Genomic DNA, 15,242 nt, shown 5'->3' with positions numbered 1-15,242 from the left:
TCAGCCGCTGCGCAGCCGTGACAGCAGCCGATCCATGGCCCGGTAGCCGAGCGCCTCGATCAGGTGCTCTTTCTCGATGGCCTGTCGTCCTGCCAGATCGGCTATGGTGCGCGACACCCGCAGGATGCGGTGCCAGGCCCGGATGCTGAGCCCCAGCTTCTGGATGGCGTTCTCCAGAAACTCGGCATCCTGCGGCGACAAGCGGCAAATTTCTTCGATCTCACGGCTATCAAGCAGGTTGTTGAGCTTGCCGTTGCGGCTCAGCATGCGCTCCCGCGCCCCCAGCACCCGCTCGCGGATCTGCTGGCTCGACTCTCCCCGCTCCGCCTTGCCGGTCAGGCTGCCCTTGGGCAGCAGCGGTACCTCTACCGTCAGGTCGAAGCGGTCGAGAAAGGGGCCGGAGAGCTTGCCGAGGTAGCGCAGGATCTGATCCGGGCTGGAGCGGGTCTGGCCATCGCCATAGTGGCCGCAAGGGCTGGGGTTCATGGCGCCTACCAGCTGGAAGCGGGCGGGGAAATCCACCTGGCGGGCGGCCCGGCTGATGGTGATGTGGCCGGTCTCCAGCGGCTCGCGCAGGGAGTCGAGCACCTTGCGCTCGAACTCGGGTAACTCATCCAGAAACAGCACCCCGTTGTGGGCCAGGGATATTTCACCGGGCCGCGGGTGACTGCCACCCCCACCAGCGCCACTGCCGAGGCGCTGTGGTGCGGCGTGCGGTAGGGCCTATGGTGCCAGTGACCGGCGCGCGGGGTGAGGCCGCCGATGGAGTAGATGGCGGCGGTCTGCTGCGCCTCTTGTTCGCTCAGCGGAGGCAAGATGCCGGGCAATCGGCTGGCCAGCATGCTCTTGCCGGTGCCGGGCGGGCCGATGAACAGCAGGTTGTGGCTGCCGGCGGCGGCGATCTCCAGCGCTCGCTTGGCCTGGGACTGGCCGATCACGTCCTGCAGGTCCGGCACATCGGGCAGGGCATCCGTGGTCTGGGGATCCGGCAGCGGCAGCTCGTATTGGCCTGCCAGCCAGGCGGTGACGGCCAGCAGCTGATGGGCGGTGCGCACTTCGGCGTCCTGAATGAGGGAGGCTTCGGGGCCATTCTCTCGCGGTACCAGCAGGGTGCGCCCCGCGTCGCGGCAGGCGAGCACGGCGGGCAGCACCCCGAGCACGGGACGGATCTCGCCGGTCAGGGCCAATTCGCCTAAAAATTCGTGATCGAGCAGGTATTTTGCGGGTATCTGCTTGGAAGCAGCGAGAATACCGATAGCGATGGCAAGATCGAAACGGCCCCCCTCCTTGGGCAGATCGGCGGGCGCCAGATTGACCGTGATGTGTTTGCTCGGGAACTCGAAATTGCCGTTGAGCAAGGCGCTGCGCACCCGATCCCGCGACTCTTTCACCGAGGTTTCCGGCAGGCCCACCATGTTGAAGGCGGGCAGCCCGTTGGATAAATGGACTTCCACCGTCACTTGCGGGGCCGCAACACCTAAGCTGGCACGGCTATAAACCACAGCTAATGACATAAATCCCGTCCTTGGTTTGATGTATGTGCTGGTTAACCGTTTTTTATTAGTTTTTTGTTCCAATCAACGCGTTCGGACTCAGTCAAAATCAGAGTCTTGTCAGGCAAAAAACGCTTGCCCAATAAAAATCACCGTGCTAGTTCTAATAGCCATTCGCGGTAAAAACCGCCCAATTTCACAGGATTTCCGGTTGTAACTATGAACATGGCCTCCCGTTTCGTCAGCATTATTGTGGTCCTAGTGGTGATTATTATCTCACCGCTCGGGGCTCGTTTAGCTGCACGGAACAAGGGATAGACCCACCACCGGACAGAACGAAACAAGCGACCCCCGAGCCTCACAGCTCGGGGGTTTTTTTTCGACCACGGGACAGGATTTTGCAGATGAATGGCGCGCAGTTTTTGGTACAGGCTCTCAAACAACAGGGTGTGACTCAGGTGTTTGGTTACCCGGGCGGGGCCATCATGCCGGTCTACGATGCCCTGTATGACGGTGGCCTGGCCCACCAGCTATGTCGCCACGAGCAGGGTGCCGCCATGGCGGCGGTGGGTTATGCCCGCGCTTCCGGTCAGGTGGGGGTCTGCATCGCCACCTCCGGCCCTGGCGCCACCAACTTGGTAACCGGTCTGGCGGAGGCGCTGCTCGATTCGGTGCCGCTGGTGGCCATCAGCGGTCAGGTGCCCTGCGCCGCCGTGGGGACCGATGCGTTTCAGGAGGTCGACGTGCTCGGCATGTCCCTCTCCTGCACCAAGCACTCCTTCATGGTGACCGATGTGGCCGATCTGCCGCAGGTGATCGCCGAAGCCTTCGCCATTGCCAGTGAAGGGCGCCCGGGCCCGGTGCTGATCGATCTGCCCAAGGATGTGCAACTGGCCGCGGTGCCTGCCCAGAGCCCGCTGTTTGCGGTGGCAGAGCCCGAGCATCTGAGCCAGGCCGAACTGACGGCCGCCCGCACCCTGCTGGCCGCCGCCGAGCGCCCGGTGCTCTACGTTGGTGGCGGGGTGGGCATGGCCAATGCCGAACAGCAGCTGCGCGAGTTTGCCGCCGCCACCGGTATGCCTGCGGTCACCACCCTCAAGGGGATAGGAGCACTCGACCCCGACAGCCCCGTTTATCTCGGCATGCTCGGCATGCACGGTACCAAGGCTGCCAACTATGCGGTGCAGCAGTGCGACTTGCTGCTGGTGGTGGGCGCCCGTTTCGACGACAGGGTGACCGGCAAGCTGGAGGAGTTCGCCCCCGAAGCCAAGGTGATCCATCTGGATGTGGACGCCGCCGAGTTCGGCAAGCGCCGCGCCGCCGAGGTGGGCATCACCCAGGATCTCAAACAGGTGCTGCCGCGCCTCGCCATGTCCCTCTCCATCGACCCCTGGCGTGAACACTGTGCCGCCATGGCCCGCGAGTATGCCTTTCGCTACGACCATCCCGGCCAGCCCATCTATGCCCCGGCGCTGCTCAAGCAGCTCTCCTCCAGGTTGCCGGAGACCAGCGTGGTGGCCTGCGACGTGGGTCAGCACCAGATGTGGGTGGCCCAGCACATGCGCTTCACCAGTCCGCGCAACCACCTCTCCAGCGCCGGTCTCGGCACCATGGGCTTCGGCCTGCCGGCCGCCATCGGCGCCAAGATGTCGCGCCCCGAAGATGAAGTGGTGCTGGTGAGCGGTGACGGCTCCTTCATGATGAACGTGCAGGAGCTCGGCACCATCCGCCGGGCCCAGCTCAAGGTGAAGATGGTGCTGCTGGACAACCAGCGCCTCGGCATGGTGCGCCAGTGGCAGGAGCTGTTCTTCGACGGCCGCTACAGCGAGACCATCCTCTCCGACAACCCCGATTTCATCGCCCTGGCTGCCGCCTTCGGCATCCCCGGCGAAACCATCACATGCAAGGATCAGATAGCCGGCGCCCTCGATCGCCTGCTGGCCAGCGAGAGTGCCTACCTGCTGCATGTGGCCATTTCAGAGGAAGAAAACGTCTGGCCCCTGGTTCCGCCAGGAGTCGCCAACCACCAGATGATGGAGCAACGCCCATGAGTCAGTTCAATACCTTGCAAATCCATGCCCAGCCCAGACCCGAAGTGATGGAGCGGGTGCTGCGGGTGGTTCGTCACCGCGGTTTCAACCTCTGCGCCCTCAACATGGAGCAGGATTGCCAACAACTGCGGATCACGGTTACTGTCGAGTCGGTGCGTCCCATCCAGCAGTTGTGGAGCCAGCTGGTGAAGTTGGTGGACGTCTCCCGGGTCGATGCACTGGAACAGCAACCCCGGATCAGAGCTTAAGGAGCCAAGCCAATGTCACAGCCTTCCCAATCCGCCACTCACCCGCAATACATCTGGTTCAACGGCAAACTGGTGCCCTGGCAGGATGCCCAGGTGCACGTGATGAGCCACGCCCTGCACTACGGCTCCTCGGTGTTCGAGGGGGTGCGCGCCTACGATACCCCCAAGGGGACCTGCATCTTCCGTCTGCAGGAGCACACCCGCCGCCTGTTCGACTCCGCCAAGATCTACTGGATGGACGTCCCCTACAGCGAGTCTGAAGTGAATGAAGCCTGCCGCACCGTGGTGCGCGAGAACGGCCTGAAGAGCGGCTACCTGCGCCCGCTAGCCTTTGTCGGCAACGTGGGGCTGGGGCTGCATCCGCCGCTGGATGCCAAGGCCGACCTGATGGTAGCCGCCCTGCCGTGGGGCGCCTATCTGGGGGAAGAGGGGCTGAAAAACGGGGTGGATGTGTGCGTCACCTCCTGGAACCGGCTCGCTCCCAACACCATTCCCACCGGCGCCAAGGCTGGCGGCAACTATTTGTCTTCCCAGCTGATCAGCCGCGAGGCCAAGCGCAACGGCTTCGCCGAGGGGTTGGCGCTGGATGTGAACGGCTACCTGAGCGAAGGGGCGGGGGAGAACCTGTTCCTGGTGAAGAACGGCGTGCTGTTTACCCCGCCCGCTACCGCCGCCATCCTGCCCGGCATCACCCGTGACACCATCATGACGCTGGCCCGTGATCTGGGTTACGAAGTGCGCGAGCAGGCGCTGCCCCGTGAGGCCCTGTATGTCGCAGACGAGATCTTCATGACCGGCACGGCGGCCGAGGTGACGCCGGTGCGTTCCGTCGATCGGATGAAGGTGGGCGCTGGCTGCCGTGGCCCGGTGACCGAGCAGCTGCAAAACGCCTTCTTCGGCCTGTTCAATGGCCAGACCGAAGACAAGTGGGGCTGGCTGACCCCCGTCAACGACTGATGAGAGAGGGGAGGCGTCATGCCTCCCCGAGTCGCTTCCGGTCAGGGCACTGCGCTGTGCCCTCACCAGGGTCGATTCCCGATCCGAGAGTCACTTTTTCATTTCCAAAGATAATGAGCCCGCTGGGCATTCAGGGAGTAGAGACAATGCCGAAGTTGAGATCCGCCACCACCACCCACGGACGTAACATGGCCGGGGCCCGCGCCCTGTGGCGCGCCACCGGAATGACCGATCAGGATTTCGGCAAGCCCATCATCGCCGTGGTCAACTCCTTCACCCAGTTCGTACCGGGCCATGTCCACCTCAAGGATCTGGGCCAGCTGGTGGCGCGCGAGATTGAAGCCGCTGGCGGCGTCGCCAAGGAGTTCAACACCATCGCCGTGGATGACGGCATCGCCATGGGCCACGGCGGCATGCTTTACTCGCTGCCGTCGCGCGAACTTATTGCCGACTCGGTGGAGTACATGGTCAACGCCCACTGCGCCGACGCCATGGTCTGCATCTCCAACTGCGACAAGATCACCCCGGGGATGCTGATGGCCGCCCTGCGCATCAACATCCCGGTGATCTTTGTTTCCGGCGGCCCGATGGAAGCGGGCAAGACCAAGCTCTCCGACCAGATCATCAAGCTGGACCTGGTGGATGCCATGATCCAGGGCGCTGACCCCAAGGTTTCCGACGCCCAGAGCGAACAGGTGGAGCGCAGTGCCTGCCCCACCTGCGGCTCCTGCTCCGGCATGTTTACCGCCAACTCCATGAACTGTCTGACCGAGGCGCTCGGTCTCTCCCAGCCGGGCAACGGCTCGCTGCTGGCGACCCACAGCGACCGCGAGCAGCTGTTCAAGCTGGCGGGCCAGCGCATCGTGACCCTGGCCAAGCGCTGGTATGAACAGGACGATGCCTCGGCCCTGCCGCGCAACATCGCCACCAAGGCGGCATTCGAGAACGCCATGGCGCTGGACATCGCCATGGGCGGCTCCACCAACACCGTGCTGCACCTGCTGGCGGCGGCCCAGGAGGCGGGCGTCGACTTCACCATGGCCGACATCGACCGCATGTCGCGCAAGGTGCCCCAGCTCTGCAAGGTGGCGCCTTCCACCCAGAAATATCACATGGAAGACGTGCATCGCGCCGGCGGCGTGGTGGCGATTCTGGGCCAGCTGGAAAAAGCGGGCCTGGTGCACGGGGATACCCGCAACGTGCTGGGCACCTCGCTGGTGGAGCTGCTGGCCGAATATGACGTCAGCCGCCAGCCGAGTCAGGAGGTGGTGGACTTCTATCGCGCCGGGCCGGCCGGGATCCGCACCACCAAGGCGTTCAGTCAGGATTGCCGCTGGCCGGAGCTGGATCTGGACAGAGCCGAAGGCTGCATCCGCTCGCTGGACAACGCCTACAGCCTGGAAGGGGGCCTGGCCGTGCTCGCCGGCAACCTGGCGCTTAACGGTGCCATCGTCAAGACCGCCGGGGTAGATGAGGAGAACCTCACCTTCCGCGGCCCGGCCCGGGTATTCGAGAGCCAGGACACGGCGGTCGCCGGCATTCTGGACGGCACCGTCAAGGCCGGTGAGGTGGTGGTGATCCGCTACGAAGGGCCGAAAGGGGGTCCAGGCATGCAGGAGATGCTCTACCCCACCACCTATCTGAAATCCATGGGATTGGGCAAGGCGTGTGCCCTGATCACCGATGGTCGCTTCTCCGGCGGTACCTCGGGTCTCTCCATCGGCCACGTCTCGCCGGAGGCGGCCTCCGGCGGCACCATAGGTTTGGTGGAGGATGGCGACATCATCAACATCGACATCCCGGCCCGCAGCATGGTGCTGGAGGTGGCCGACAGCGTGCTGGCCGCCCGCCGCGTCGCCGTCGAGGCCCGTGGCTGGAAGCCGCTCGATCGCCAGCGTCAGGTCTCCTTTGCCCTGCGCGCCTACGCCATGTTCGCCACCAGCGCAGATAAAGGCGCGGTGCGCGATCGCTCGATGCTGGGGGAATAAACCATGGTCTCTGCAGCGGATTATCTACGCAAGGTGTTGCTCTCCCCCGTCTATGAGGCGGCGCGGGTCACCCCCCTGCAAACCCTGAAGAAACTCTCCGAGCGGCTCGGCAATCACGTCAGCCTGAAGCGGGAGGACCTGCAACCGGTCCACTCTTTCAAGCTGCGCGGTGCCTACCACAAGATCGCCACTCTGACCGAGGAGCAGAAGGCGCGCGGCGTCATCGCCGCCTCCGCCGGCAACCACGCCCAGGGGGTCGCCCTGTCTGCCGCCAAGCTCGGCATCAAGGCGATCATCGTGATGCCCAAGACCACGCCGGACATCAAGATTGACGCGGTACGCCGGCAGGGCGGCAACGTCATGCTGTTTGGCAACAGCTTCGATGAGGCCTACGGCGAGAGCCGCCGACTCGCCGAGTTGGAGGGCTACACCCTGATCCCGCCGTTCGACGACGTCGAGGTGATCGCGGGCCAGGGCACCATCGGCAAGGAGCTGCTGGAGCAGGATACCCACCTCACCCACGTCTTCGTGCCGGTGGGCGGCGGCGGCTTGGCCGCCGGGGTGGCGGTCTACATCAAGCAGCTGCTGCCGGATGTGAAGGTGATCGGGGTGGAGGCGGAGGGGTCCGCCTGCCTCAAGGCGGCGCTGGCGGCCGGCGAGCCGGTCAATCTGGAGCGGGTCTCCCTGTTTGCGGACGGGGTGGCGGTCAAGCGCATCGGCGAGGAGACCTTCCGCCTGTGCAACCAGTATCTGGACGAAGTGGTGACCGTCTCCAACGACCAGATCTGCGCCGCACTGAAAGACATCTTCGATGACTGCCGCGCCATCGCCGAGCCGTCGGGGGCCCTGTCGCTGGCGGGCCTCAAGGCCTACAGCGAGCGGGAGCAGGTGAAAGGGGGCGGATGGCGGCCATTTTGTCCGGCGCCAACGTCAACTTCCACAGCCTGCGCTATGTGTCGGAGCGTTGCGAAATCGGCGAGAAGCGCGAGGGCATGCTGGCGGTGACCATCCCCGAGCGCAAGGGGGCCTTCCTCGACTTCTGCCGTCAGCTCGGGCCCCGCATGGTGACCGAGTTCAACTACCGCTATGCGGATGCCGAGCAGGCGTCGCTGTTCGTCTCGGTGCGCCTCACCGGCGGTGACGAGGAGCTGGGCCAGATCATCGATCAGCTCGGCGGCAACGGCTATCCGGTGGTCAACATGACCGAGAGCGAGCTGGCCAAGAACCACGTGCGTTACATGATTGGCGGCCGCCCGGCCCGGCCCCTCGGTGAACGCCTCTACAGCTTCAAGTTTCCGGAGCAGCCTGGTGCCCTGATGCGCTTTCTGGAGACCCTGGGTTGTCGCTGGAACATCAGCCTGTTCCACTACCGCAACCACGGTGCCGACTACGGCCGGGTGCTCTGTGCGTTCGAGCTGCCGGACGAGGACGTGGCGGCTTTTCACGACTACCTGCGCGAGATTGGTTACGGCTGGAAAGAGGTGAGCGACGACCCCGCCTACCGGCTGTTTCTGGCCAGTTAGGCGCGCAGCAAGCAGCAAGAGGGAGGCCATCGGCCTCCCTTTTTCATGGCGCTGGCCGGCACATTCGCGGATACCCCCTGCATGGGGCGTTTTCCTGCCGGGAATGCCGGGCGCTTCACACTCTTGAGTCCCAAGTCATTTGAGGCTGGCAACAGATGGGATAACCTGATGAACGGGGCCGGGTTTGCCCCATCAGGGAAGAGAGGCGCAAGAGCGCCCATCACGACTCATTGCAGAGGCTTTCACCATGAACAAATCGATACTTGCCGTGCTGGTCAGCGGCCTGCTCGTCAGCGGGGCCGTGCAGGCAGCCGCTCAGGACAACACCTGGTACGCCGGCGGCAAGGCCGGCTGGTCCAAGTTCTTCGACGTGGATCAGAAGCAGGTCGTCTCCGACACCCTGGGGGCACTGCAGAACACCAGCACCAGCAAGGATACGCTCGGGCTGGGCGCCTTTGCCGGCTATCAGCTCAACCCCAACCTGGGCTTCGAATTCGGTTATGACTGGTTCGGCAAGTACACCTCGTCCGGCGAATTGAGCGGGGTGCGGGTGGAAGGGGAAGCCAAGAGCCAGATGATCCAGACCACCATGAAGATAGGGTTCCCGGTCAACGATGCGCTGGATCTCTATGGCCGGATCGGCGGCGGTTACGCCTGGACCAACAGCGAACTGTCGGCCCAGACGGCTACCGACTTCATCAAGGATACCGGCAACAAGCATGGCGCCGTGTTCGTCGGGGCGCTGGGGGCCGAATACGCCATCGACCGTGACTGGGCCGCCCGCCTCGAATACCAGTACACCACCCCGCTCGGTGATACCTCCCTCGATCGTGCCGGCATCGAGATGGACAACGGCATGCTGGCGTTTGCCATGCTCTATCGCTTCGGCCAGCAGGGCGGCGAAGTGGCGGCGCCCGCACCGGCCCCGGCTGCGGCGCCTGCTCCTGCCGTGGTGGTGGTGCCCAAGACCTTCAGCCTGAGCTCGGATGTGCTGTTCGAATTCAACAAGGCGACCCTGAAGCCGGCTGCCAGCCAGGCGCTCGACAACCTGTTCAGCCAGATAGTGGCGGCCAATCCGAAAGACGGGGTGGCGACCGTGATCGGCCACACCGATCGCATCGGCTCCGACGCCTACAACCAGGCGCTCTCCGAGCAACGCGCCCGCAGCGTCGCCGATTACCTGATCGCCAAGGGGCTGTTTGCCGACAAGGTGCGGGTCGAGGGACGCGGCAAGTCCTCTCCGATCACCGGCAACAACTGCAGCAGCGGCTCGAAACCGGCGCTGATCGCCTGTCTGGCACCGGATCGGCGGGTGGAAGTGCGGCTGGAAGGGGTCTCCCAAGCGGCGCAATGACCACGGTGACAACATGAACGACAAGGGAGGCTCAGGCCTCCCTTTTCATTGCCGCCAGCGGGGGCGGTTATACGCAGAGGCCGATGCAGCAGCCCCCTGATATAGCCAATCGGTGTTAAGCCCCCCTCGGCAACTGGTCGATAACTGACCAGATGTATGGCGCCGAGGGCGAAGATATGCGCATCGATCACTATGACCTCCAGGGGGAGGTGCAATACCTGCAGCAACAGGCGCAGTCCCGCAAGGTGCGCCGGCTCGGCCCCGTGCCGGCTGCCAGCCAGGCGCAGTCCCCAGCCACGGCGCCGGCGGACTCGACTCCTGCGGCTGGCGGTGGCAGCCAGCTCACCTTCACCCGCAGCAGCCTGCTGACGCTGCAGATGGCCAGCCGCACTGCTGCCGGCCCGGTGCCAGCGGCCCCCGCACCGGCACCCGCCAAGCCTGCCGAGACCGGCAAGGGCGAACAGGATGGCATTCCCAACGACGGGCTCGACAACCGCCAGCGGCTTATCAAGCTGATGATCGAGGCGATGCTGGGCCACGAGATAGAGCTGCCGGACCCGATAAAGCCGGCCGAGCAGAGCGCGGAGGGAGTCCCCGCGCCGACGGGTGAGGGGAGCCAGCCTGCCGCCGAGCCGGATCAGCTGGTGGAGGTGACCGACAGCCTGCTGCAAAAAGAGCAGCTCAACGTGGTGGCGGCGGCGAACTTGCAGACCCAGGATGGCCAGACCCTGCAGCTGGATCTCGGTTTTGTGCTGGACTGGCGCCAGCTCGACATCAGTCAGCGCCGCACCACCCTCAATGCCCTCAAGGATCCGCTGGTGCTCAGCCTGGACGGCAAGATAGCCGGCCTGACCGACGCCCGGGTCAATTTCGACATCGATCAGGATGGCAAGGCGGACAGCCTGCCCGGCCTGAGTGAAGGGAGCGGCTTCGTGGCGCTGGATCGCAACGGCAACGGCACCATAGATGACGGCGGCGAGCTGTTCGGGGCCCGCTCCGGCAACGGTTTTGGCGAGCTGGCGACCCTGGATGAGGATGGCAACGGGGTGCTGGACGAGCGGGACAGCCAGTTCTCGGCGCTGCAGTTCTGGCAGCCGGAACAGTCCCCCATCGCCCTGGTGGAGCTGGGAATCGGCGCCATCTTGCTCCATCCCCTCGACACCCCCTTCAACCATCTGGGGGAAAACGGCAATCAGGGAGTACTGCGTCAGTCCGGCCTCTATGTGACCGAGCAGGGTAAGGGAGGCTGGGTGCAGCAGATCGATCTGCGGGTCTGAACATTGAAGCAGCAGTACAAAAACGGTCGCTGACATTACCTGCCAGCGACCGGTTCAAGCTAAACGGATAGCACCTGAGTCAACTTAACTCGGTGGGATCGATATCCAGACTCCAGCGTACCTTTTTGGTCTCGGGCCATCCCTCCAGCTCCTTCACCGCCCAATCGAGCAGCTGGGCCAGTGGCGCACGGTTCGGCCCCTGCACCAGCAACTGCATGCGGAACTTGCCCGCCTTGCGCTCCATAAAGCCGCTGATGGGACCCAGCACCTGAACATGGGGATAGCGAGCGCTGCGCAGGGTATCGGCGAGGCGGCTGAGGAACAGCTGCACCTCGTCACGGCCATTGGCCTCGGCCCGAAACAGTCCCTGATAGCTATACGGCGGCAGCCCCAGCAGGCGGCGCTCTTTCAGCGCCGTATCGGCGAAGTGGCCGTAACCGTTCTGGGTCAGATCCTGCAGCAGGGCGTGCTCGGGATGATGGCTCTGCAACACCACCAGCCCGGGCTTGCTGGCGCGGCCGGCGCGGCCCGCCACCTGGGTGTAGAGCTGGGCCAGCTTCTCGGCGGCGCGAAAATCGGCACTGAATAGCGCACCATCCACATCCAGCAGTCCGACCAACGTCACATCCGGGAAGTGGTGGCCCTTGGCCAGCATCTGGGTGCCGATCAGGATCTTGTACTTGCCCGCCTTGATGTCGCCGAGGTGGGTCTCCAGCTCCCCCTTGCGACGGGTGTTGTCCCGATCGATGCGCACCACCGGATATTGCGGGAACAGGGTGCCGAGCAGCTGCTCCAGCTGTTCGGTGCCGACCCCGGATCCGATCAGTTCGTTGCTGCCACACTCGGGGCAGTGGTGGGGCAGCGGGCGCACACTGTCGCAGTGGTGGCAATGCAGCCGCCGTCCGGCCTGGTGCCAGGTGTACCAGGCGTCACAGCGCTCGCAGGCGGCACTCCAGCCGCACTGGTGACAGATCAGGGCTGGGGCATAGCCACGGCGGTTGAGAAACAGCATCACCTGGTTGCCTGCCGCCAGATGCTCCGCCATCAACTGCTCCAGCTGGGGAGAGAGCCCGGCCTGCAGCCGCACGTTCTTGATGTCCAGGATCACCTGGCGGGCGGTCTGGGCATTGCCGGCGCGGCGAGTGAGAGTGAGGTGGTGATACTTGCCGCTGCGGGCGTTGTGCAATGTCTCCAGCGACGGGGTGGCCGAGCCGAGCAGGACGGGGATGCCGGCGCGATGAGCCCGCATCACTGCCAGATCCCGCGCGTGGTAGCGAAAACCGTCCTGCTGCTTGAAAGAGCCGTCGTGCTCCTCGTCGATGATGATGATGCCGAGGTTGTGAAACGGGGTGAACACCGCGGAGCGGGTGCCGATCAGGATGGCGGCGCCACCGTCGCGGCAGGCCAGCCAGGCATCGAGCCGCTCCCGATCGTTCATGGCCGAGTTCATCGCCACCACCGGCACGTTGAAGCGGCGCCTGAAGCGGTTGATGGTCTGCGGAGTGAGGCCGATCTCGGGCACCATCACCAGCGCCTGCTTGCCCGCCTTGAGCAGGGGCTCGAGGATGCTCAGGTAAACCTCGGTCTTGCCGGAGCCAGTGATGCCATCCAGCAGGAAGGCGCCAAACTGGTCGCTCTGGCTGGTGACGGCGGAGACCGCCAGCGCCTGTTCACCGTTGAGGCGCAGCCCCTCGCCCGGCTCGAAGCGGGCGACCCAGTCGCCGTCATGGCTCGGCTCCAGCGAGCGCTTCTCCAGCAGCCCTTTCTTCTCCAGCGCGGTGAGGGCAGCGCTCTGGATTTCCTCCTGCTTGAGGGCTGATGGCGTTTGCGGCCCCTTGCGCAGCAGGGCGAGCGCCTGCTGCTGCTTGGCCGCCCGCTTGAGCTCGTTGAGATCGACCGCCATACCGGCCTCGGTGGCGAACCAGAATTCCAGCTCGCGGTAGGCTGCGGGCTCCCCCTTGCGCACCAGCACCGGCAGGGCGTGGGGCAGTACCTCTCCCAGCGGGTGCTGGTAGTAGCTGGCGCTCCAGTTCATCAGCGCCAGAATGTCGGGCCCCAGCACGGGGGCGCCATCAAGCACGCGTTTGATCGGCTTGAGCTTGTTGCGCGGTACCTGGCTGTCGACCGGGTGATCCACTACCAGCCCGACCAGAGTTTGCGGGCCGAACGGGATCTCGACCCGACAACCGGGAGCAGGTAACGGCAGGGGGGAGAGATAGTCGAAATGACGGCGTAGCGGCACCGGTACAGCCACACGAACCAGATCCAGCGTTTGGGAAGAATTCACCAGAGGTTGCCTATTTTTTCTGCGAAGCCACTTGCCTGAACTCAGGCATTTCCTATATTATTCGCAGCCTTTGAAACTGTGTTCAACAATCGTGTGGTGTCCGACAGAAGATCGGATAGCGACACGGCCTGATAATTGAGGTTGTCCATGAAAGCTGGTATCCATCCTGACTACGTAGCCATCACCGCCAAGTGTTCTTGCGGTAACGTCATCAACACCTTCTCTACCCTGGGTAAAGATCTGAACCTGGACGTGTGCTCCGAGTGCCACCCGTTCTATACCGGCAAGCAGAAAGAAGTTTCTAGCGGCGGCCGCGTAGACAAGTTCAACAAGCGTTTCGGTGCGATGACCACCAAGAAGTAATTCTACTTCTGAAGAATTCTGAAAAAGGCGCCCGATGGGCGCCTTTTTTATTGGTCGGCGTTCTGTAACGGCCCGCTTTGCCCTATGGTGGGACTCTCCTTTCTCCCTTTGCGGGAGCGGGGTCGGATATGAGGGGCGGTAACATGGGCAAGACAGGGAGTGTGCAGATGCGTGATTGTCTGGTGATGGGGGCGGCGGGCTACATAGGTTCTTATCTGGTGCCCCATCTGCAAGAACTGGGTTATCGGGTGATTGCCGGGGCGCGGCGCCCCTGCCGTCTGCCGCCCGGGGTGGAGTTTCGCCTTGCCGACAGCCTCAAGCCGATCACATTGCTGCCTGCGCTGGCAGGCATCGACACCGTCTTCTATCTGGTGCACGCCATGGGAGCGGGGGCCGACTTCCACCGGCTGGAGCAGCAGGGGGTGAAGAACTTCGCCGCCGCCGCCCGCGCCGCCGGGGTGCGTCGCATCATCTATCTGGGCGCCATCCAGCCGGCGCAGTGCAACAGCCGCCACCTCAACTCCCGCCGTTATTGCGGCGAGCTGTTTCGCGAATCTGGCGTACCGACGGTAGAGCTGCGCGCCGGCATCATAGTGGGGCCCGGCTCGGCGGCGTTTGAGGTGATGCGGGATCTGGTGTTCAACCTGCCGATGATGGTGACGCCCAAGTGGGTGCGCTCGCGTACGCCGCCCATTGCGCTCTCCAACCTGCTGCACTATCTGGGCGGGCTGGTGGAGGCCGACGGGGTGGACGGCCAGATCTTCAACGCCGCCGGTCCCGAGCTGCTCAGCTATCAGCAGCAGTTGCAGAAGTTCGCCGCCCACATCGGCAAGCGTTGCCCCATCATCCCGCTGCCGTTTCTCAGTCCGCGCCTCTCCGCCTGGTGGCTGCAGTTTGTCACTTCGGTGCCGCAGCCGGTGGCCAAGGCGCTGGTGGGTGGCCTCAAGCACGACATCCCGGCCGACGACGGCCCGCTGCGGGCCCTGCTGCCGCAAACCCTGCTTAGCTTCGACGAGGCGCTGGCGGAGAGTCTGGCGCTGGAGCAGAAGCTGGGCGCCGAGCAGCAGGGGGAGGAGACCCCGCTCGGCCTGCGCTGGCGCCATCCCGAGTACGGCTTCTATGACCGCACCGCCAGCGGCGATGCCATCTGCCTCGCCTCGCCCGAGGTGGTGTGGCAGGTGCTGCAACAACTGGGGGGCGAGCAGCGCTACTTCTACATGAACCAGCTGTGGGTGGTGCGGGAATGGATGGATCACCTGATTGGCGGCCCGGCGCTGACCCGTGGTCGCACCAATCCGGATCGCTTCGTGAAGGGGGACATGCTGGACTCCTGGCAGATCCTCGGGGTGGATGAGGGGAGCAGGCTCGATCTGCTGTTCAACATGAAGGCCCCCGGCGTCGGCCGGCTGGAGTTGAACATACTGCCGGAAGAGTCGGGCCTGACCCGCATCAAGGTGACTGCCCACTGGCATCCGCAGGGGGCCTGGGGGCTGGCCTACTGGCTCGCCATGCTGCCGTTCCACCTCTTCATCTTTCAGGGCATGACGGAGGCGATCGCCAGACAGGCGGAGGCGAAAGCCGGCATTCCGGTGATGGGGTGAAACCATATCTATAACTAAATGGGTATTGGTGATTGGCATGACATGCTAATTACTGGCTTGTCAGTGGCTGGGTGACGATACTTTCCTCTGTGAAAGCCCG

At 64.2% G+C, this 15,242-nt stretch carries 9 protein-coding genes and 2 pseudogenes; 9 read left to right on the top strand and 2 right to left on the bottom strand.

The genetic code is table 11. The features are described from left to right. A pseudogene (locus ACPDZI_RS21180) lies at positions 1–1,514 on the bottom strand (YifB family Mg chelatase-like AAA ATPase). A 383-nt stretch (positions 1,515–1,897) separates the two neighbouring features. Here ACPDZI_RS21180 and ilvG point away from each other — a divergent pair. From ilvG to ACPDZI_RS21145, 7 genes and pseudogenes are all read left to right on the top strand, one after another. Next, positions 1,898–3,544 carry an acetolactate synthase 2 catalytic subunit gene (ilvG, locus tag ACPDZI_RS21175; protein ID WP_438833742.1) on the top strand — a complete coding sequence of 549 codons (1,647 nt, stop codon included), beginning with the start codon at positions 1,898–1,900 and terminating at the stop codon, positions 3,542–3,544. Continuing rightward, positions 3,541–3,792, top strand: a complete 252-nt coding sequence (gene ilvM, locus ACPDZI_RS21170) for an acetolactate synthase 2 small subunit (protein ID WP_005306810.1) — start codon at positions 3,541–3,543, stop codon at positions 3,790–3,792. The genes ilvG and ilvM overlap by 4 nt, the downstream gene beginning before the upstream one ends. A 12-nt stretch (positions 3,793–3,804) precedes the next feature. Further along, the gene (locus tag ACPDZI_RS21165; RefSeq protein ID WP_146062453.1) at positions 3,805–4,749 is read left to right on the top strand and encodes a branched-chain amino acid transaminase; all 945 of its coding nucleotides are present in this window, start codon (positions 3,805–3,807) and stop codon (positions 4,747–4,749) included. A 146-nt stretch (positions 4,750–4,895) separates the two neighbouring features. Then, positions 4,896–6,737, top strand: coding sequence for a dihydroxy-acid dehydratase (gene ilvD, locus ACPDZI_RS21160; protein WP_024945527.1), 1,842 nt, complete (start codon positions 4,896–4,898; stop codon positions 6,735–6,737). A 3-nt stretch (positions 6,738–6,740) separates the two neighbouring features. Further along, positions 6,741–8,260 (top strand): annotated as a pseudogene (gene ilvA / locus ACPDZI_RS21155) (threonine ammonia-lyase, biosynthetic). Between the two features lie 247 nt (positions 8,261–8,507). After that, entirely contained in the window at positions 8,508–9,614 is a 1,107-nt protein-coding gene (gene ompA, locus ACPDZI_RS21150) for a porin OmpA (RefSeq protein ID WP_168968159.1), read from the top strand. 152 nt (positions 9,615–9,766) lie between these two features. Then, positions 9,767–10,891, top strand: a complete 1,125-nt coding sequence (locus tag ACPDZI_RS21145; protein WP_263680021.1) for a hypothetical protein — start codon at positions 9,767–9,769, stop codon at positions 10,889–10,891. Positions 10,892–10,970: 79 nt separating this feature from the next. On the opposite strand, the gene priA is transcribed toward ACPDZI_RS21145, so the two are convergent. Further along, positions 10,971–13,178, bottom strand: coding sequence for a primosomal protein N' (priA, locus tag ACPDZI_RS21140; RefSeq protein ID WP_438833741.1), 2,208 nt, complete (start codon positions 13,176–13,178; stop codon positions 10,971–10,973). A 147-nt stretch (positions 13,179–13,325) separates the two neighbouring features. On the opposite strand from priA, the gene rpmE reads away from it, so the two are divergent. Continuing rightward, positions 13,326–13,541: a 50S ribosomal protein L31 gene (gene rpmE, locus ACPDZI_RS21135; RefSeq protein WP_016352348.1), complete on the top strand. Its 216-nt coding sequence runs from the start codon at positions 13,326–13,328 to the stop codon at positions 13,539–13,541. 167 nt (positions 13,542–13,708) lie between these two features. Then, complete coding sequence (locus ACPDZI_RS21130) at positions 13,709–15,142, top strand: DUF2867 domain-containing protein (RefSeq protein WP_168968164.1); 1,434 nt, start codon at positions 13,709–13,711, stop codon at positions 15,140–15,142. Positions 15,143–15,242: the final 100 nt, after the last annotated feature.

The organism is Aeromonas oralensis (assembly GCF_049665575.1).
GTDB lineage: Bacteria > Pseudomonadota > Gammaproteobacteria > Enterobacterales > Aeromonadaceae > Aeromonas > Aeromonas hydrophila.
The sequence above is the reverse complement of the archived record's forward strand: the minus strand, read 5'-3'. Positions and strand labels throughout refer to the sequence as shown.

Bases quoted from the DNA above. Each gene is read 5' to 3' on its own strand.
- ilvG (WP_438833742.1), top strand. From the start codon at position 1,898: ATGAATGGCGCGCAGTTTTTGGTACAGGCTCTCAAACAACAGGGTGTG.
- ilvM (WP_005306810.1), top strand. From the start codon at position 3,541: ATGAGTCAGTTCAATACCTTGCAAATCCATGCCCAGCCCAGACCCGAA.
- ACPDZI_RS21165 (WP_146062453.1), top strand. From the start codon at position 3,805: ATGTCACAGCCTTCCCAATCCGCCACTCACCCGCAATACATCTGGTTC.
- ilvD (WP_024945527.1), top strand. From the start codon at position 4,896: ATGCCGAAGTTGAGATCCGCCACCACCACCCACGGACGTAACATGGCC.
- ompA (WP_168968159.1), top strand. From the start codon at position 8,508: ATGAACAAATCGATACTTGCCGTGCTGGTCAGCGGCCTGCTCGTCAGC.
- ACPDZI_RS21145 (WP_263680021.1), top strand. From the start codon at position 9,767: ATGTATGGCGCCGAGGGCGAAGATATGCGCATCGATCACTATGACCTC.
- rpmE (WP_016352348.1), top strand. From the start codon at position 13,326: ATGAAAGCTGGTATCCATCCTGACTACGTAGCCATCACCGCCAAGTGT.
- ACPDZI_RS21130 (WP_168968164.1), top strand. From the start codon at position 13,709: ATGCGTGATTGTCTGGTGATGGGGGCGGCGGGCTACATAGGTTCTTAT.